The sequence below is a fragment of the Streptomyces sp. NPDC014623 genome, assembly GCF_043088245.1.
GTDB lineage: Bacteria > Actinomycetota > Actinomycetes > Streptomycetales > Streptomycetaceae > Streptomyces.
Genome location: NZ_JBIBZU010000011.1, coordinates 114,136 through 132,985 on the forward strand (window position 1 = coordinate 114,136; position 18,850 = coordinate 132,985).

The 18,850-nt window shown below is 70.9% G+C and carries 18 protein-coding genes; 5 read left to right on the forward strand and 13 right to left on the reverse strand.

Features of this window, described 5'->3' with window-relative positions:
- Positions 1–90: 90 nt before the first annotated feature.
- Positions 91–1,482 (reverse strand): amidase, encoded by a 1,392-nt coding sequence (locus tag ACF1FZ_RS19260; RefSeq protein WP_391774586.1) that lies wholly within the window; start codon positions 1,480–1,482, stop codon positions 91–93.
- The gene (locus tag ACF1FZ_RS19265; RefSeq protein WP_391774587.1) at positions 1,469–1,675 is read right to left on the reverse strand and encodes a hypothetical protein; all 207 of its coding nucleotides are present in this window, start codon (positions 1,673–1,675) and stop codon (positions 1,469–1,471) included. The genes ACF1FZ_RS19260 and ACF1FZ_RS19265 overlap by 14 nt, the downstream gene beginning before the upstream one ends.
- A gap of 148 nt (positions 1,676–1,823) precedes the next feature.
- Between ACF1FZ_RS19265 and ACF1FZ_RS19270 the strand changes: the two genes are divergently transcribed.
- Entirely contained in the window at positions 1,824–3,149 is a 1,326-nt protein-coding gene (locus tag ACF1FZ_RS19270) for an MFS transporter (RefSeq protein ID WP_391774588.1), read from the forward strand.
- A gap of 11 nt (positions 3,150–3,160) precedes the next feature.
- A complete protein-coding gene (locus ACF1FZ_RS19275; protein WP_391774589.1) occupies positions 3,161–4,096 on the forward strand; it encodes an MBL fold metallo-hydrolase in 936 nt (311 codons plus the stop codon).
- 471 nt (positions 4,097–4,567) lie between these two features.
- On the opposite strand, the gene ACF1FZ_RS19280 is transcribed toward ACF1FZ_RS19275, so the two are convergent.
- A complete protein-coding gene (locus tag ACF1FZ_RS19280) occupies positions 4,568–5,926 on the reverse strand; it encodes a class I SAM-dependent RNA methyltransferase (RefSeq protein WP_391774590.1) in 1,359 nt (452 codons plus the stop codon).
- Positions 5,927–6,035: 109 nt separating this feature from the next.
- A complete protein-coding gene (locus tag ACF1FZ_RS19285) occupies positions 6,036–8,087 on the reverse strand; it encodes an APC family permease (RefSeq protein ID WP_391774591.1) in 2,052 nt (683 codons plus the stop codon).
- Between the two features lie 402 nt (positions 8,088–8,489).
- On the opposite strand from ACF1FZ_RS19285, the gene ACF1FZ_RS19290 reads away from it, so the two are divergent.
- A complete protein-coding gene (locus tag ACF1FZ_RS19290; RefSeq protein WP_014153600.1) occupies positions 8,490–9,158 on the forward strand; it encodes a TrkA family potassium uptake protein in 669 nt (222 codons plus the stop codon).
- Entirely contained in the window at positions 9,158–9,835 is a 678-nt protein-coding gene (locus tag ACF1FZ_RS19295; RefSeq protein ID WP_391774592.1) for a potassium channel family protein, read from the forward strand. Before ACF1FZ_RS19290 ends, ACF1FZ_RS19295 begins: the two co-directional genes overlap by 1 nt.
- A 71-nt stretch (positions 9,836–9,906) precedes the next feature.
- On the opposite strand, the gene ACF1FZ_RS19300 is transcribed toward ACF1FZ_RS19295, so the two are convergent.
- The 8 genes from ACF1FZ_RS19300 to ACF1FZ_RS19335 all read right to left on the reverse strand — a co-directional run bounded on the left by ACF1FZ_RS19300 (position 9,907) and on the right by ACF1FZ_RS19335 (position 17,360).
- Positions 9,907–10,677 carry a DUF3159 domain-containing protein gene (locus tag ACF1FZ_RS19300; RefSeq protein ID WP_391774593.1) on the reverse strand — a complete coding sequence of 257 codons (771 nt, stop codon included), beginning with the start codon at positions 10,675–10,677 and terminating at the stop codon, positions 9,907–9,909.
- A gap of 3 nt (positions 10,678–10,680) precedes the next feature.
- A complete protein-coding gene (locus ACF1FZ_RS19305; protein WP_391774594.1) occupies positions 10,681–11,097 on the reverse strand; it encodes an OB-fold nucleic acid binding domain-containing protein in 417 nt (138 codons plus the stop codon).
- Positions 11,098–11,167: 70 nt separating this feature from the next.
- Positions 11,168–11,875 (reverse strand): response regulator, encoded by a 708-nt coding sequence (locus ACF1FZ_RS19310; RefSeq protein ID WP_391774595.1) that lies wholly within the window; start codon positions 11,873–11,875, stop codon positions 11,168–11,170.
- Positions 11,876–11,924: 49 nt separating this feature from the next.
- A complete protein-coding gene (locus ACF1FZ_RS19315) occupies positions 11,925–14,468 on the reverse strand; it encodes an ATP-binding protein (protein WP_391774596.1) in 2,544 nt (847 codons plus the stop codon).
- Between the two features lie 83 nt (positions 14,469–14,551).
- Complete coding sequence (locus ACF1FZ_RS19320; protein WP_391774597.1) at positions 14,552–15,340, reverse strand: ABC transporter ATP-binding protein; 789 nt, start codon at positions 15,338–15,340, stop codon at positions 14,552–14,554.
- A 136-nt stretch (positions 15,341–15,476) separates the two neighbouring features.
- Positions 15,477–16,247, reverse strand: a complete 771-nt coding sequence (locus ACF1FZ_RS19325; protein ID WP_391774598.1) for a DUF3710 domain-containing protein — start codon at positions 16,245–16,247, stop codon at positions 15,477–15,479.
- A 1-nt stretch (position 16,248) separates the two neighbouring features.
- The gene (gene dut / locus ACF1FZ_RS19330) at positions 16,249–16,776 is read right to left on the reverse strand and encodes a dUTP diphosphatase (protein ID WP_391774599.1); all 528 of its coding nucleotides are present in this window, start codon (positions 16,774–16,776) and stop codon (positions 16,249–16,251) included.
- Entirely contained in the window at positions 16,776–17,360 is a 585-nt protein-coding gene (locus ACF1FZ_RS19335; RefSeq protein ID WP_391774600.1) for a PaaI family thioesterase, read from the reverse strand. Before ACF1FZ_RS19335 ends, dut begins: the two co-directional genes overlap by 1 nt.
- 58 nt (positions 17,361–17,418) lie before the next feature.
- Here ACF1FZ_RS19335 and ACF1FZ_RS19340 point away from each other — a divergent pair, with 58 nt between their 5' ends.
- Entirely contained in the window at positions 17,419–17,874 is a 456-nt protein-coding gene (locus ACF1FZ_RS19340; RefSeq protein ID WP_391774601.1) for a DUF3093 domain-containing protein, read from the forward strand.
- Positions 17,875–17,878: 4 nt separating this feature from the next.
- Here ACF1FZ_RS19340 and ACF1FZ_RS19345 read toward each other — a convergent pair whose 3' ends face one another.
- The gene (locus ACF1FZ_RS19345; protein ID WP_391774602.1) at positions 17,879–18,838 is read right to left on the reverse strand and encodes a hypothetical protein; all 960 of its coding nucleotides are present in this window, start codon (positions 18,836–18,838) and stop codon (positions 17,879–17,881) included.
- Positions 18,839–18,850: the final 12 nt, after the last annotated feature.

An 18,850-nucleotide genomic window follows, 5' to 3' on the forward strand; every position in this document is an offset into this window, starting at 1 on the left:
GACCCGCGGGGCTGCGTATCCGGGCGCCCGAGCACGGCGGACGCCCCTGCGGCGACGCGACCGCATGCCGGCTGGAACGTCCGCCTTCCCTCAGACAGCGAGGGGAGCAAGCCGCCCCGCGCCGGCCACCGACTCCTCGTAGGCCCGGCCCACACGGAGCACCGTCGCGTCGCGGAAGGGGCGCGCCATCAGCTGCATACCGATCGGCAGTCCGGCGCGGTCGTGACCGACCGGCAGGGTGAGGGCCGGGACGCCGGTGATGTTGGCTGGGGCACAGAGGCGGACGTAGCTGTCCGACACGGCCTCGGTCGTGCCATCGGCCCACTCGACGGTTTCCTGCCCCGCCTCGGCGGCGGTCATCGGCACCGTCGGCGCGGCGAGGACGTCGATTCCGTCGAACATGCGAGCCCAGGCGTCTCGCATCATGGTGCGGGCCCGCTGGGCGCGGAGGTAGTCGCCCGCAGAGGTGAGTTCACCGGCCTCCAGCAGGATGCGAACGTCCGCCGCGTACAGGTCGGGGGTGGCCCGCAGCGACCGCTCGTGGTAAGCGGTGGCCTCGGGAACCATCAGCCCCCACTGAACGGCCTGGATGTAACGCGCCATCGGGATCTCGACGTCGACGAGCTCCGCCCCCAGCTCCGCCAGCCGCTCGATCGCGCCGCGTACGGACTCCTCGACCTCGGGCGCGACCCGGTCGAAGTAGTGGTTCCGCGGTACGCCGACCTTCAGTCCTCGCAGGTCGCCTCCCGGGAACCAGTCCGGCATCGGGCCGGACACGCTCGCCGGGTCGCACGGATCGTGGCCGACGGTCGCCGACAGCACCAGCGCGACGTCCTGGACGGTGCGGGTGAGAGGGCCCACGTGGTCCAGGGACCAGGACAGCGAGGTCACGCCTGTGCGTGGGACCAGGCCATAGGTCGGCTTGAGGCCCACCACGCCGTTCAGGGCCGCGGGGACCCGGATGGAACCGCCCGTGTCCGTGCCCATGGCGAACGTCGCCCCGCCGGCGGCGACAGCTACCGCCGAGCCGCCGCTCGACCCGCCCGCAACCCGGCTGTGGTCCCAGGCGTTGTTCGTCTGCGGAGTGGTCAGGCCGTAGGCGAACTCGTGCGTGTGCGTCTTGCCCAGGAGGACGGCCCCGGCGGCGCCGAGCCGTTCGGCCACCCGGCTGTCGCGTTCCGCCACGTGCCCTGCCCGGACGTGCGAGCTCGCCGTGGTGGGTATCCCCTCTGCGTCGATCAGATCCTTGAGCGCCATGGGGATCCCGTGCAGCGGCCCGCGCGGTCCGCTTCCGGAGATCTCCCGTTCGGCGCGGACCGCTGCGGCCAGGGCCGCGTCGGCGGTGACGGTGGCGTAGGCGCCCAGCCGCCCTTCGACGGCGGCGATACGGGCGAGCACCGATTCGGTGAGTTCGACGGGGGACAGCTCCCGTGCGCGCACCGCACGGGAGGCTTCGGTCAGTGACAGCTCAAACGGTTGCATCGGCGTTCCCCTGTCCGGCCCGGTAGGAGGACGCGGGAGGGGTCTCGCCGAAATCGAGCTCGCGCAACGTGCTGATCACGGAGTGGATGTAGTTGGCCGTCATGGCCACTCCTTCGTGTCGGCCGGCCTCGAGGGGGAGCCCCGCCCGCAGCGCCCCTCGGGCTGCCTCTTGGGGGGTGAGTTCGCTGGTCATGGCTTCCTTCCGGATCTGCGCGGCGCGACGGGCCGGGGCTGGTACAGGACTTCCGGCCACCGCAAAAGCGAATCGTTTGCTTTAGTCGATCGTAGGACCTACGGTGGCTTAAAGCAAACCAATCGCTTTTAGTACGGGAAGGACCCTCATGCAGAGCGTCCCCGCGGGCCTCGCGCCTCCCCGCACCTCCCCATCCGGACGCCTGTCGTTCGCATTGCACGCCTCGATCCTGATCGCGCTGCTCGCCGCATCCAGCTCGCCGACCCCGCTGTACCCCCGCTACCAGGCTCAGTGGCAGTTGTCGTCCCTCGACATCACCGTGGTCTTCAGCGCCTACGCCCTGGCGCTCCTGATCGCACTGCTGACGACCGGAACCCTTTCCGACCATGTCGGACGCCGCCCCGTGCTCCTGGGCGCACTCGCGGTCCAGGTCGCCTCCATGGCACTGTTCGCGACGGCCGGCGGCCTGACCACCCTGATCGGCGCCCGCGCGCTGCAGGGCATCGCGACCGGCGCGGCGACCAGCGCAGCAGGTGCGGCTCTCCTCGACCTGGAAGACCCCGCCCGGCCGGGTCGCCCCGCTCTGGCCAACAGCATCGCGCCGGTGACGGGCATGGCGGCCGGCGTCCTGGCAGCCACCCTCATGGTGCGCTTCGCCCCCGTTCCGACGATCACGGTGTACGCGGCCCTGATCGCCGTGTTCACCGCGCAGGCCATCGCCCTTGTCTCGATGCCCGAGACCGTCCGCCGCCGCCCCGGAGCACTGCGCTCGACGCGGCCCCACCTGGCGCTGCCGTCGGCGGCCGCCCACACTCTCCTGCTCAACGGCACCGGCGTCGTCGCCGTCTGGGCACTCGGCGGCTTCTACTCGTCCCTGGGACCGGGCTTCACACGGCTCATCTCCCCCGGCGGACCCGAATACGCCGGCGGCATGGTCTTCTTCACGCTGACGGCCGTCGCCGCCCCGACGGTGTACTTCACGCGCAGGATGCGTGCCGACGTCTCCGCTCTTCTCGGGAGCTGCGCGGTGATTCCGGCGGCCGCCCTGACCCTGGGTGCCCTCCATCTCGCCGGCCCCGTACTTCTCTTCGCCGGGGCGGCGCTGGCCGGGTTCGGCTTCGGAGCCGTCTCCCAGGGTGCGCTGCGCGCGGTCGTCGACTCGGTCCCGGCGCGGGAGAAGGGCGGCACGCTCGCCTCCTATTACGTACTCAGCTACCTGGCGATGAGTCTGCCCGCCATCGGCGCCGGCGCCCTCACCACCGGCTTCGGGCTGCGTGCGGCAGCACTGGCCTATGCCGGCTGCGTGGCCGTACTGGCGACCGTCGCAGTCGCGACGCTGACCGCGCCGCTGCGCAGTCGGCGCCGGACACCGTCCCCAAACGCCCACTCCTGCCCGGCGACGAGCAACTACACATCCGCCTCACCCGACACACCCGCTCCGGACATCTCCGTCCTCGCGACCCATAACAGGTAAGGAAACTCGCCGTGTTCACCTCATCGCAAACGACCAAGTCCATCACTCCCCCCGCCTCTTCCTGGACGGTGGGCAACCACACCGTACGACGCATCGACGAAGTGGTCCTGCCCGCCCGGACCGGTCCGTGGCTGCTGCCCGGGGCAACCACCGACCTCGTGAGCCGGACTCCCTGGCTGAGCCCCGAATTCGCCGACGAACAAGGCGTCCTGCGTCTGGCGAGTCACAGCTTCGCCGTCGAGGCGGACGGCATGCGGGTGCTGGTGGACACCGGCATCGGAAACGGGAAGCGGCGCGCCAACCCCGCCTGGCACAAACTGAACAGCGACTACGAAGCACGGCTACGGGCGGCGGGCTTCGCGCCGGAGAGCGTTGACGTCGTGGTCCTGACCCACCTCCACGCCGACCACGTGGGGTGGAACACGCGTGCCGAGGGCGACGCCTGGGTGCCCACCTTCCCGAACGCGCGCTATCTCACCTCACGCACCGAGTGGGACTACTGGGCGGGTGTCGACATGGAGGAGGCGCGTCGGCAGATGTTCCGGGACTCGGTCCATCCCGTCCGGGAAGCAGGTCTGTTCGACCTCATCGATGTCGCGGACGAGGGCACGGACGTCGCGCCGGGCATCCGTCTGCTGCCCACCCCCGGCCACACACCGGGGCAGGTAGCGGTGGAACTGAGCAGCCGTGGTGAGACCGCACTGGTCACCGGCGACAGCATCCACCACCCGGTCCAGATGGCACATCCGGAGCTCTGCAGCTGTGTGGACGTCGCTCCCGAACTCGCGGCCAGAACCCGGAACCAGGTGCTCGGCTCACTGGCCGGTACGTCAACTCTCCTGCTTGGGAGCCACTTCCCGCCGCCGACCGCCGGACACGTGCGACGCGAGGACGGCGGGTACCGACTGGTCCCGGCTCCCTCAGGGGTCACGCCCATCGGCGGCTGAAGCGGATCGGAGCACCCGGGACGTGCCGCGCACCGAGTCGCACCGAGCCCGTGCGGGTGGCGTCCTGGGCGTCCGCCACCGGACGGCCCGGGAGCGGCTATGAGACTCCTCCGGCAAGCGCTCCGTCGTCACCGATGGGGCCGGACGACGTCATGACCGATCACCGTCTTGCGCCCTTTGCGTAAGCCGGCTGTCGGCTGTCCCTCGTGGGCGACAGTCAGCCGACGCGTCGCGAACGAGGGCGACCTGCCGGCCCCGCTCGCCCGTCGCCGGCCGAGCAACGCGGCCCTGCTTCAGTCCCACGAATCGAGCGTCAACAATGATGAATGCACGTCGCCGACATCATTCGCACGAACCCCGCCACACCCTGTAACCGCAGGTCAGGCAAGTTTGAGCAAGCAGTGAGTGCGCCCGGCCCACTGTACGGAGGAAAACAGGTCGCGCGACCCACCTGGGCCGCGCAACCGCAGGTCAGACGTCCTTTGCGGCCTTTTCAAGAATCGCCACGCATTCCACGTGCGAGGTCATAGGGAACAGGTCGAACGCCCGCAGCGTCCGCACCCTGTACCCCCCCTCCCGGAAGTACGCGATGTCCCGCGCCAGCGCCGCCGGGTCGCACGCCACGTACGCGATGCGCCGGGCACCCAGCGCGGCCAGCTGCTTGACGGTCGCCCTGCCCGCGCCCGCGCGCGGCGGGTCCAGGACGATCAGGTCGCACTCGGTGATGCCCGTGCGCGGCAGCACCTGGTCGACCTTGCCGTGTTCGATGCGGACCCGGTCCAGGTCCTTCAGGTTGTGCCGGGCGTCCTCGACCGCGCGCTTGCCGGACTCGATGCCCAGCACCGCGCCCTTCTCGCCGATGCGCTGGCCGATGGCTCCCGCGAACAGGCCGACACCGCAGTAGAGGTCCAGCGCCATGTCGTTCTTACGGGGCAGCAGTCCCTGCATGACCGCACGGACCAGGGTGTCGGCCGCCTGCGGGTGCACCTGCCAGAAGCCTCCCGAACCGACGCGGTACGTGCGGTCGTCGGCGCGCTCACGGACGAAGGCGCGGCCGTGGACGCGGTGGACGCCGCCGTCCTTCTCCTCGACCCGGAGCACGGAGACCGGCTTGTCCAGCTCCACGAGCGGCAGCCGGCCGCCTTCACGCGGGGTCAGGATGACCTGACGGTCGTGGGAGCCGGTGGCGGCGATGGCCTCGACCGTGGCCATCTGCGGCCAGTCCTGCTTCTCGATGCCGAGCTCGGAGACACCGGGGGCGGCGATCATGCAGTGGTCGATCGGCTGGACCTCGTGCGAGCGGTGCTTGCGCAGTCCGACCAGGCCGTCCTGGTCGATCGCGTACTGCACGCGGGTGCGCCAGGCCGGGACCTGACCCGGCGGGAGCTTGTCGCCCTCGGCCGGCATGACCGTGCCGTCCCAGCCGGCCTCCTCGGGCGTGAGGCCCGCCAGGCGCTGGAGCTGCTCGGCGATGACCTCGCCCTTGAGGCGGCGCTGGGCGCCGGGCTTGGCGTGCTGCCAGTCGCAGCCGCCGCACTTGCCGGGGCCGGCGTACGGGCAGGGGGCCTCGACCCGGTCCTTGGACGCCTCGACGACCGTGACCGCGTCGGCGCGCAGGAAGCGTGAGCCGCTCTCGCCCTCGGTGATCCGGGCGATGACCTTCTCGCCGGGCAGGGTGTGCCGCACGAAGAGCACCTGGCCCTCGTCGGTGCGGGCGATGCAGTGGCCGCCATGGGCGACGGGGCCGACCTCGACCTCGTACTCCCGGCCGATCAGGGACTCCCCGGCCTGCGTCTCCCCGGTCTGCGACGAGGTGGATTCGTTCTGCATGAGGGGGTGGCTCCAGAGGTCAGGAAGAGGGAAACGGCAAACGGCCGGACAACAGCCCACCAGTCTACGTGGGCCGAGCCCGGCCGCTTACCACAAGTGGGCCGCCACGTCAGCCCTTGCGGCTGGGCTCCTTGTGGTGCCGCCGTTCGACGGGGCCGCGGCGGACCGAACCCGGAGCGTTCCAGTCCGCACGCCTCCTGGCCCGGACCTTCGCCGCCTCGGAGGATTCCAGCTGGTAGGGCACCGAGGTCACCATCACACCCGGCGTGAAGAGGAGCCGGCCCTTGAGCCGCAGCGCGCTCTGGTTGTGCAGCAGGTGCTCGTACCAGTGGCCGACCACGTACTCGGGGATGTAGACGCTGATCACATCGCGCGGGCGGTCCTTGCGCAGGCTCTTGACGTACTCGATGACCGGCCGGGTCACCTCACGGTAGGGGGAGTCGAGGATCTTCAGCGGGATGTCGATGCCCCGCCGCTCCCAGTCCTCCTTGAGCGCCTTGGTCTCGGCCGGGTCGACGCTGATGGAGAGCGCCTCCAGCTGGTCCGAGCGCACCAGCTTGGCGTAGGCGAGCGCGCGCAGCGTGGGGCGGTGGATCCGGGAGACCAGGACGATGGAGTGGACCCGCGAGGGCCGGACGGTGTCGTCGGACGGGACGTCGGACGCGGCGATCTCCTCGGCGACCCGGTCGTAGTGCCTGCGGATCGCGGTCATCGTACCGAAGAAGATCACCATGCCCAGCAGCGCGACCCAGGCGCCATGGGTGAACTTGGTGGCCAGGACGACGACCAGGACCAGGCCGGTGAAGAACGCGCCGAAGGCGTTGATCGCCCGGGAGCGGATCATGTGCCGGCGCTTCGCCGGGTCCCTCTCCGTGCTCAGGTACCGGTTCCAGTGCCGCACCATGCCGGTCTGGCTGAGCGTGAAGGAGACGAAGACGCCGACGATGTAGAGCTGGATGAGCCGGGTCGAGTCGGCCCCGTAGATCCAGACGAGCAGGATCGCGGCCCCGGCGAGCAGCACGATGCCGTTGGAGAAGGCCAGCCGGTCCCCGCGGGTGTGCAGCTGGCGGGGCAGGTAGCGGTCCTGGGCGAGGATCGATCCGAGCAGCGGGAAGCCGTTGTACGCGGTGTTCGCGGCGAGGAAGAGCACGAGGGCGGTGGCCACCGCGAGGAAGACGAAGAGGAACGTGCCCTCGCCGAAGACCGCCGCGGCGACCTGGGAGATCACCGGGTCCTGGACGAAGCCCGCGCCCACCGCGGCGCCGTCGTGGATGAGGTCCTTCGCGGGGTTCTCGGCCATCTTCACGTCGGTGGCCATGGCGAGGCCGATGATCCCGCAGAACATGGTGACGGCCAGCAGGCCCATCGCGGCGAGGGTCGTCGCGGCGTTCTTGCTCTTCGGCTTGCGGAAGGCGGGGACGCCGTTGCTGATCGCCTCGACGCCGGTGAGGGCGGCGCAGCCGGAGGAGAAGGCGCGCAGGAGCAGGAAGACGAGTGCGAAGCCGGCCAGCCCCTGGTGCTCGGGCTTGATCTCGTAGTCCGAGGTCGGCGCGTGCATGGTGTCGCCGAGGGCCAGCCCCCGGAACGCGCCCCAGGCGATCATCGCGAAGACGCCCGCCACGAACAGGTACGTCGGGATGGCGAAGAGCTTGCCGGACTCCTTGACGCCGCGCAGGTTCATCAGCGTCAGCAGCACGATCGCCCCTATGGCGCAGAACGTCTTGTGCTCGATGACGAAGGGGATGGCGGAGCCGAGGTTCTCCACACCCGAGGAGATGGACACGGCGACGGTGAGGACGTAGTCGACGAGGAGGGCGCTGGCGACGGTCAGACCGGCCTTGGGGCCGAGGTTGGTGTTGGCGACCTCGTAGTCGCCGCCCCCGCTCGGATACGCACGGACGTTCTGCCGGTACGAGGCGACGACGGTGAACATCAGGACCACGACCGCCAGCGCGATCCACGGACTGAAGTGGTACGCCGACACGCCCGCGATGGACAGCACGAGGAGGACTTCTCCGGGTGCGTACGCAACGGAGGACAGGGGGTCGGATGCGAAGACGGGGAGCGCGATGCGCTTGGGGAGAAGCGTCTCCCCCAGCTTGTCGCTGCGCAGCGCCCGGCCGATCAGGATCCGTTTGGGCACGTCGGTCAGTTTGGACACGGGGAGGATCGTAAGCGCTCCCGGGACACGCCACCGAAGCACCACCCCCTCGGCGCCCGGAAAACCTTCATGATTACCCGTCCCCACCGGAAAAGTCCATGGATTCCTTAACGAAATCCTTGCGGCGCGGACGGTCCGGAGCCGGGGACCGCCCCCCTCCGTCCTGACGCCGTTCCCCTCCGCCCCGCAGCCGCTCCCCCGTGCGCGCCACTCCTCTTTTGCTCATCGGCCTGTGGGGTACGCACACTCGGATGAGGCGGCGTGCGCGCCGCCGCATAAGCTCATCCACGGGCAACGCCGAAGGTGGTTGCCCCGTTGTTTGCGCCGCAAGCTGAGAGAGAAGTGTGAGCAGGGTGTTTTCGCAGGTCATCCGGACGACCAGGACGGCGGGGTAGGCGCGAGGTGCACATCGTCATCATGGGCTGCGGGCGTGTCGGAGCCGCTCTCGCGCAGACCCTGGAGCAGCAGGGGCACACGGTCGCCGTGATCGACCAGGACCCCACGGCGTTCCGTCGGCTCGGTTCCGGATTCGGCGGCAGGCGGGTCAGCGGGGTCGGTTTCGACCAGGACACCCTGCGTGAGGCGGGGATCGAGGAGGCCGGAGCGTTCGCGGCCGTCAGCAGCGGGGACAATTCCAACATCATCGCCGCCCGGGTGGCCCGCGAGATGTTCGGCATCGAGAACGTCGCGGCGCGCATCTACGACCCACGGCGTGCCGAGGTCTACCAGCGTCTGGGCATCCCCACGGTCGCCACGGTCCGCTGGACGGCGGACCAGATGCTCCGGCGGCTGCTGCCGTCGGGCGCGGAGCCGTTGTGGCGCGACCCGAGCGGTGGTGTACAGCTCGCCGAGGTGCACACCACGCCGTCCTGGATCGGGCACAAGATCAGCACACTGCAGGAGGAGACGGGCGTCCGCGTCGCCTTCCTCACCCGGTTGGGTGAGGCCATACTGCCCACGTCGCAGACGGTTCTGCAGGAGGGCGACCTGGTCCACGTGATGATGCGTACGGACGAGATCGCGAAGGTCGAGGAGGCCTTTGCCGAAGGTCCCGAGGAGGGCGGTCACTGATGCGCGTCGCGATTGCCGGGGCCGGTGCGGTGGGCCGTTCCATCGCGGCCGAGCTCCTGGAGAACGGGCACGAGGTGCTGCTGATCGACAAGGCGCCGACCGCCATCTCGGTGGAGCGGGTCCCGATGGCCGAGTGGCTCCTCGCGGACGCCTGCGAGATCACGTCCCTCGACGAGGCGGCGCTCCAGCGGTGCAACGTCGTGATCGCCGCGACGGGTGACGACAAGGTCAACCTGGTCGTCTCGCTGCTCGCGAAGACGGAGTACGGCGTCCCGAGGGTCGTCGCCCGGGTGAACAACCCGAAGAACGAGTGGTTGTTCAACGAGTCCTGGGGCGTCGATGTGGCGGTCTCCACGCCGCGTCTGATGTCCGCCCTGGTCGAGGAGGCGGTGAGCGTCGGCGATCTGGTCCGGCTGCTGCGCTTCAGCCACGGCGACGCCAACCTGGTCGAGCTGACGCTGCCCCCGGAGTCGGCGCTGGCCGGTACCCGGGTGAGCGAGGTGGCCTGGCCCGAGGACACCTCGCTCGTCACGATCATCCGCGGCACGCGCGTGCTGACACCGAGCCCCGAGGAGACCCTGGAGGCCGGTGACGAGCTGCTGTTCGTGGCCGCCCAGGCACGCGAGGAGCAGCTGGAGGACCTGCTGTCGGTCCGCCGCGAGCCCTCCGAGGGCTGAGCAGGCATACGTACGCGAGGGGTCCCGGACCGGGTCGCCGGCCCGGACCCCTCGCGTACGTACTGCGGGTGTCAGAGGTCGTGGTTGCGGGCCTCCGCGGCCCGGGCGCTCTGCTGCGCCTTCCGGGCCTTCTCGGCCTGCTCCTCCGCCTCCATCTCGGCGAAGACGTCGATGGGCGGTGGCGCCTTGGCGAGGAACACCCAGGTCAGATACACCGCGAGCAGGAACGGCGGGATCTTGAGCGCGACCAGCACCCAGCCGAGCTGGGTGGTGTCGGCCCACCAGTACAGCGGGAAGAGGATCGCGCACTTGGCGAGCAGGATCAGCCCCCAGGCGTAACTGGCCTTGGCGTACGCCTTCTTGCGGCCGGGGTTCCTGGTCCGCCAGGAGAGGTTCTCCTTGAAGACCGGGCCGAGGATCAGACCGATCAGCGGCACCCCGGCGAGTGTCGTGACGAGGTACGCGAGGGCGAGCCCGAGGGTGTAGACCATGCCAGGGAGGTAGAAGTCCTTGGCCTCGCCCGTCATCTTCGCGAAGACCACACCGAAAGCCACGCCGAAGACACCGCTGAAGGCGTGCTTGACGGTGTCCTTGCGGACGAGCCGTACGACGACGAGGGCCACGGACACGGCCAGGGCGGCGATGGCCGAGGCCGTCAGGTCCCGGTCGACGGTGAAGATCGTGACGAAGAGCAGCCCGGGCAGGACTGTCTCCACCATGCCGCGCACGCCGCCGAAGGCCTCGAAGAGCGCGGCTTCCGTGACCGCCTTCGCGTCGGCGTCCTGCTGGTCGGTGCGGCGGGGCTGGTCCGTGTCGGACGTCGGCTTGTCGAGAGACGTCACCGGCTACTCCTTGCCGAGTGGTCGGAGTTCGTATTTGGGGTTGAACAGCACCCGGCGCCCGTGGCTCATGGCCATGCGGCCCGACGCGATGAGCTTGCGGCCCGGTTCGATGCCGACGATGGAACGCCGGCCCAGCCAGACCACGTCGAGCGGCGCGGTGCCGTCGAAGAGCTCCGCCTCCAGGGCGGGCACTCCGGCCCGCGGACGCAGGGTGACCGTCCGCAAGGTACCAGTGACCTTGACGATCTGGCGGTCCGTGCACTCGGAGATGCGCGTGCAGCCCGATGCGTGGGTGTCCTCCTGCAGCTCCTCGGACTCGAGGTCCTCCTGGGAGCTGGACAGCCGGCCGAGCATGCGGCGGAAGCGGCCGGACGGCCTCTCCGCCCTGCCTGGCTTCTCCGATCGGGGAACAGCACTCATACCCGAAGGGTACCGGTCCCCTGTGGTGAGGGCGGGCCCGCTCGCATGTCCCCCGGACGAGTGAAACGGATCAGTCCGGGACAGGCCGCCCCCGCTCGAAGCGATAGCCCATGCCCGGCTCGGTCACGAAGTGCCTGGGGTGTGAGGGGTCCGCCTCCAGCTTGCGGCGCAGCTGCGCCATGTAGACCCGCAGATAGTTGGTCTCGGTGCCGTACGAGGGCCCCCAGACCTCCTGGAGCAGCTGTTTCTGGCTGACGAGCCGTCCCGCGTTGCGGACGAGGACCTCCAGCAGGTGCCACTCCGTGGGCGTGAGCCGCACGTCGCGGCCCTCACGGTGGACCTTCTTCGCCGCCAGGTCGACGGTGAACCCCTCGGTCTCGACGATCCCCAGGTCGTCGCCGCCGTCCTGGCCGACCGGTTCCGCACGGCGCACGGCGGCGCGCAGCCGGGCCAGCAGCTCGTCCATGCCGAAGGGCTTGGTGACGTAGTCGTCGGCGCCGGCGTCCAGCGCCTCGACCTTCTCGTCGGAGGTGTGCCGGGCGGAGAGCACGAGGACCGGTACCCGGGTCCACCCGCGCAGCCCTCTGATCACCTCGACGCCGTCCATGTCCGGCAGTCCGAGGTCGAGGACGACCACGTCGGGGTGGCGCGCCGCCGCGAGCTGCAGGGCGGTGGCCCCGTCGGGCGCCGCGTCCACCTCGTACCTGCGCGCCTTCAGATTGATCACGAGCGCGCGCACGATCTGCGGCTCGTCGTCGACCACGAGCACCCGGGTCATCGCGGACCTGCCTTTCCGGAATACGTGTACGGGGCGGGCCCCGGGGATCTCATGAGGTGACGCGTGCGGGCGGCACGGGGCCGGCCCGCGCCTGTCCCGGAGCGGCCGTGAGGGTGAGGACCATGGTGAGCCCGCCGCCGGGGGTGTCCTCGGCGTCCAGGGTGCCGCCCATGCACTCCACGAAACCGCGGGCGACGGCGAGTCCGAGGCCGACTCCGGCGCCGCGCGGAGCGTCGCCGTACCGCTGGAACGGCTCGAATATGCGTTCCTTGGCCTCGTCGGGGACACCGCGGCCCCGGTCGGCGACGCGGAGCTCGATCCGTGCGCCCAGGGCGCTGGCGGCGACGGTGACGCGTTCTTGGCCGGGACTGTACTTGACGGCGTTCTCGACGATGTTGGCGACGGCCCGCTCCAGCAGCCCCGGGTCCACGGCGACCATGGGCAGTGTCTCGGGGATGTCCAGGTCGACGCTGCCCTCCGGGACGCCGCCGAGTGCCATCGGGACGACCTCGTCGAGGTCGAGCTCGCGGATCAGCGGGGTGACCGTGCCGGTCTGCAGGCGCGACATGTCGAGCAGATTGCCGACCAGGTGGTCCAGACGGTCGGCGCCCTCCTCGATGGCCGCGAGGAGCTCCGCCTCGTCCTCGTCGGACCAGGAGACGTCGTCGGAGCGCAGGGAGCTCACCGCGGCCTTGATGGCGGCCAGCGGAGTGCGCAGGTCGTGGCTGACGGCGGCGAGCAGCGCGGTCCTGATCCGGTTGCCCTCGGCCAGGCGCCTGGCAGCCTCCGCCTCCCCCACCAGGCGCTGCCGGTCCAGTACGACGGCGGCCTGTGCGGCGAAGGCGCCGAGGACCCTGCGGTCCTCCGCGGGCAGCACGCGGCCGGAGAGTGCCAGCGCCATGTGGTCGCCGATGGGCATGTCCACGTCCGCGTCGTCGGGCCGGGCCACCGGCGCGGGCCCGACGGATCCGGCGCACGTCCAGGGATCGACGTCGCTCTGCCGCTCCAGGAGGGCGACGGATTCCATGCCGAAGGTCTCGCGGACCCGGCCCAGCAGGGCGTCCAGGGCCGTCTCGCCCCGCAGGACGCTCCCGGCGAGCGTCGAGAGGATCTCCGACTCCGCCCGCAGCCGTGCCGCCTGATGGGTGCGCCGGGCCGCGAGGTCGACCACGGAGGCGACCGCGACCGCCACCGCGAAGAAGATCACGATGGCGACGAAGTTCTCCGGGTCCTGGACGGTCAGGGTGTGGGTCGGCGGTGTGAACCAGTAGTTCAGGAGAAGCGAACCGGCGGCGGCCGAGGCGAGCGCGGGTGCCAGGCCTCCGAGCAGGGCCGCGGCGACGGTCAGGAAGAGGAAGAGCAGGACGTCGTTGGCGAGTCCGGGCCCGTTCTCCAGGCTGTACAGGAGAAGTGCCAGGAGGACCGGCCCGCCGACCCCCGCCACCCAGCCGGACACGATCCGGGTGCGGCTGAGCCGGGCGCCGCGTGCGATGGGCAGTCCGCGCCCCTTGGCGACCTCTTCGTGCGTGACGATGTGCACGTCGAGGTCGGGGCCCGACTCTCGGGCGACGGTGGCGCCGACCCCGGGGCCGTAGATGTACTGCCAGGTCTTGCGGCGGCTGGAGCCCAGGACGATCTGGGTGGCGTTCACACCCCGGGCGAAGGCGAGGAGAGCGAAGGGTATGTCGTCACCGATGACGTGGTGGAAGGTGCCCCCGAGGTCCTCGACGAGCGTGCGCTGGACCGCGAGCTCCTTGGGCGAGGCGGAGGTCAGTCCGTCGCTGCGGGCGATGTATACCGCGAGGATCTCGCTGCCGGAGCCCTTGGCGGCCATCCGTGAGGCGCGGCGGATGAGTGTGCGGCCCTCGGGCCCGCCGGTCAGTCCGACGACGATGCGCTCCCGGGCCTGCCACGGGGCGCTGATGTCGTGTTCGCCGCGGTACTGCTGGAGGTACTCGTCGACCCTGTCGGCGACCCAGAGGAGGGCCAGCTCGCGCAGGGCGGTGAGGTTGCCGGGGCGGAAGTAGTTGGACAGGGCCGCGTCGACCTTGTCGGACTGGTAGATGTTGCCGTGGGCCATGCGGCGGCGCAGCGCCTGGGGCGACATGTCGACGAGTTCGATCTGGTCGGCGCGGCGGGCGACCTCGTCGGGGATGGTCTCCTGCTGGCGCACGCCCGTTATCGACTCCACGACGTCGCCGAGGGACTCCAGGTGCTGGATGTTGACGGTGGAGACCACGTCGATGCCGGCCCTGAGCAGCTCCTCGACGTCCTGCCAGCGCTTGGCGTTGCGGGAGCCCGGCACGTTGGTGTGGGCGAGTTCGTCGACGAGGGCGACGGCCGGCGCCCGCTCCAGGACGGCGTCGACGTCCATCTCGGAGAAGACGGCCGAGCGGTGTTCTATGTCGCGCCGGCGGATCTGCTCCAGGCCGCGCAGCAGCACCTCGGTGCGCGGCCGGCCGTGGTGCTCCACGAAGGCGACGACGCAGTCCGTGCCCCGCTCCACCCGGCGGTGGGCCTCGGACAGCATCGCGTACGTCTTGCCGACGCCGGGCGCCGCGCCCAGGTAGATCCGAAGCTTGCCGCGTGCCATGGCCCCATTGTCTTCTCTGAACCGGCCGCCGCAGATGCGGGAGCCGGTGTCGAAGCTACCCCGAAGGTTTCCGGCATACGGGGTCAGGGCCGGGCGCCGGCTCCGTATTGACGGGATTCTGATGCCGAGCCGGTGCCCACGGACGTCAGGCCCTGCGCCTGCTCGACGATGTGCCCGTCACTGAGCTCCAGGACCCGGTCGGCGAAGCCGAGCAGCTGGGGGTCGTGGGTGGCGACGAGGACGGTGACGCCCTCGCTGCGCACCACGGCCCGCAGCAGCTGCATGACCGCGAGTCCGGTCTCCGCGTCGAGCTGCCCGGTGGGCTCGTCGGCGATCAGGAGGGCCGGCCTGTTGGCGAGCGCGCGGGCGATGGCGACACGCTGCTGCTGGCCGCCGGAGAGTTCCCCGGGGCGCTGCCCTGCGTGGTCGCCGAGTCCCACCAGGGAGAGCAGCAGCGCCACCCGCTCCTCACGCTCGTGAGGAGCGGTCCTGCGCAGGCGCATGGGTACGCCGACGTTCTCCGCCGCGGTCAGGATCGGGATCAGGCCGAACGACTGGAAGATGAAGCCGATCCTGTCCCTGCGCAGCTCCAGCAGTCCGTCCTCGCCGAGACCGGAGAGGTCGGTGCCGCCCACGGTGATCCGGCCCCTGTCCGGTGTGTCGAGGCCGCCGACGAGATTGAGCAGGGTGGTCTTGCCCGACCCGGAGCGGCCCTTGAGGGCGACGAGCTCTCCGCGGGCGATCTCGAAGGAGATCCCCCGCAGGGCGTGCACGGCCGCCGCGCCGGTCCCGTACGAGCGGTGCAGGTCCTCGATCCGCACCATGGGGCCCTCGTCCGGGCTCTCGGACGGGGCGGTGGCGCTCCGTGTCATCGCTCTCCCCCGTGCGTACGGATTCCTCGGCAGCCGCCAGTATGTGCATGCGGTACCCGGTGGGGCAACGGAAAGGCCGGTGGGCCGCACCCCCTCCCCGGGGTGCGGCCCACCGGCCCGGAGAATCCGGGGGCGCTCAGCGCACCTCGGTGATCTCGGGCCCACGCTGGAGCTGGCCCATGCCTCCGGAGAACTTCGAACCCTCCTGGTCCTCCTGCTGTACGCCCTCGGGCACCATCTGGGCGTCGTTGGGAAGCTTGAGGACGATCGGGTCACGCGGGGCCATCGGGCCGTCGCCGCGGACGACGACCGTGTCCCGGAAGACGGTCTCCAGCAGCCCGGCGGCCTCCGGCTGCACCGCGCCCTGGCCGGAGATCACTCCGCGCAGGAACCAGCGCGGCCCGTCGACGCCGACGAAGCGCACCAGCTGCACGCCGGTCTTGCCGTCCGGAAGCTGTACGGGGACCTGAGCACGCAGTTCCCAGCCCAGCGGCCCCTCGACCTCGTCGATGACCCCGCCCTGCTGGGTGATGCCGGAGGCGATCTCCTCGCGCACCTCGCCCCAGATGCCCTCCTTCTTGGGGGCGGCGAAGGCCTGCAGCTGGACCGCGCTGTCGCGCAGCACGACGGTGGCCGCGACGATCGCGTCACCGGCGACCTCCACCCGGAGCTCCATGCCCTCGACCCCGGGCACGAAGATGCCGCCCAGGTCCACCCGGCCCTCGCCGGGCCGGGAGACCTCGGAGATGTCCCACGGCCCGTCGGGGCGGGGGGCCGGTGGAAGGTTCGTGCGGCGAGAGCCGTTCCCGGCCGCGGTGTCGTCGAGCTCGTCGGCGACCTGCTCGGTCTCGCGCGCTTCGTCCACCGTGTCCTTGGCGGAACCACTGTTCTTGCGACGTCCGAACACGTCAACGTCCTTCCCGGTCGGATACGACCGAAGCGTAGCTGTTCCCACCCTGGGTGTTACCGCCCGTGACGCCGTCCACGGCGGCGTGGCCGCCGGTGGATCCGAAGCCCCCCTCGGCCCGCGCCGAGCCGGGGAGCTCCGTCACCTCGTGGAAGCGCACCTTCTCGACCTGCTGGACGACCAGTTGGGCAATCCGGTCGAACCGTTCGAACCTCACGGTCTCGCGTGGGTCGAGATTGACCACGATGACCTTGATCTCTCCACGGTACCCGGCATCGACCGTCCCTGGGGCGTTCACGAGGGCCACTCCGCAGCGGGCCGCGAGGCCCGAACGGGGGTGCACGAAGGCGGCGTAGCCGTCGGGCAGCGCGATCGACACCCCGGTGGGGAGCACCGCCCGTTCGCCCGGCCCGAGTTCGGCGGCCTCGGTGGTGACCAGATCGGCGCCCGCGTCACCGGGGTGCCCGTAGCCGGGAATCGGCACGTCCGGGTCGACCCGGCGGATGAGCACGTCGACGGGATGCCGCATCAGGGGTTCACCTCGAAGGCACGGGCACGCCGCACCTGGTCCGGGTCGGACATGGCCGCCTGGATCTCCTCCGGCCGCCCGTTGTCGATGAAGTGGTCGACCTTGACCTCGATGAAGAGGGCCTCCGCACGGACCGCGACGGGCCCCTCGGGGCCCTCGGTCCTGCCCGTGGCCCGGCAGTAGATCTTCCGGCCGTGGACGGCGGTGACCTCGGCCTCCAGGAAGAGCACCGTGCCCACCGGTACCGGCAGGACGTAGTCGGTCTCCAGCCGCCCGGTCACCGCGATGACCCGCAGCAGCCAGCTCAGCGCGCCGAGCGTCTCGTCCAGCGCCGTGGCCAGGACACCGCCGTGCGCCAGTCCCGGGGCACCCTGGTGAGCGGGTTTCACGGTGAATTCGGCGGTGACGTCCACGCCCTCTCCGGCCGTCGCCCGGAGGTGCAGTCCGTGCGGCTGTCCGCCGCCACAGCCGAAACAGTGTTCGTAGTGGGAGCCGAGGATCTCTCCGGGCGCGGGGGCGTCGGGGTGCCGGACCGGCTTCACCGCGCCGGCCGGGGGCGTCAGACGTGCAGATGTTCCACTCACAGGCGCAGACCTTACCCGCGCCGCCTGCCGCGGGGTGCGCCGTGCCAAGCTTGCTTTCATGCAGCCTTCCGCACCCTCCTTCGACGAACGTCTCACCGCACCCCGTTCGTGGTGGCTCATCGCTCTCGGGATCGGCGTCGCCTGTGCGCTGATGCTCCTGCCGCTCGGCACCCTGCCCATGCTCGGCGGCCTGGTCGCCGGCACGGCCGCGGCCTGCGCGGGCGTGAGCTCGTACGGCTCCGCGCGCATCCGGGTCGTGGCGGGCGCCCTCGTCGCGGGCGATGCCCGGATCCCCTTGGAAGCGCTCGGCGACGCCGAGGTGCTGGAGGGGGAGGAGGCGCGCGCCTGGCGTTCGTACAAGGCGGATCCCCGCGCGTTCATGCTGCTGCGCAGCTATGTCCCGACGGCGGTGCGGGTGAAGGTCACGGACCCGGCAGACCCGACGCCGTACGTCTATCTGTCGACCCGGGAGCCGCAGGCCCTGGTGGCGGCCCTCGCGCCCGTACCCGCCTGAGCGGTCAGCGACCGGGGTCGTCCAGGCCCTCGGGGAGTTCCTCGGCGGGCTTCGCGGGCTGTTCCAGCGGAGGGAGCTCCGGGAGGCGGTCCCAGGGCACCTGGTGGCGCCGCAGGTCGTTCCTGACCCGGTCGGCGAGCTTTCTGGTGTCCCGTCGGTTCATCAGCGCGCCGACGACGGCACCGACCATGAACGGGAGGAGGTTCGGCAGGTCGCGCACGGTGCGCTTCATGATCTGCTGACGCAGTTCGCGCTTCATCTGCCCGCCCAGCGCCGCGTTGAGCGTGGAAGGGCGTGAGACGTCGATGCCGCGTTCCTCGGTCCAGGACGTCAGATACGCGGTGCTGCGCTGGCCGAGGTTTCCCGGCGGGCGCCGGCCGTAGACCTCGTGGAGCTCGGCGACGAGCTTCATCTCGACGGCGGCCACTCCGGTGATCTCGGCTGCCAGCTCGGCGAGCATGGCGGGTGGTACGGGCATCATCGCCGCCGCCCCGATGCCGGCGCCGACGGTCGCGGTGGCGTTGCAGGCGCCCGCGACGAGTTTGTCGGCGAGTTCTTCGGGGCCCAGCCCCGGGAACTGTTCGCGCAGGGTGGCGAGATCCCGCACGGGGATGCGGGGAGCCGCGCCGATGATGCGGTCGGCGATCAGGCCGACTGCGGCGGTGGCGCTCTCCCGGCTCCTGCGTGCGCCTCGTTTCAGTGTGTGCAGACGGGCGGAGCCCTTGGGGAGTCCGGCCGGTCCGGTCTGTCCGGGCCCTGGCGGGGAGCCGTCCGCCGTCGCCGCTTCGAGCGAGGCCGGGCGGCCCCGCTCGTCGTCAGGTGTACTGCCGGGAGAGGCCGGCAGGGCGGCCTGCTGCTCGGCAGTGGGGCTTTCGCCCTCTGCCGGGCCTGTGCCGCCCTGATGTGCCTCCGACGACCTCGTGCGCCGCAAGCGCAGCTTCCGGAACGGTGTGTCGCCTGCCACGGCCGGCTGCCC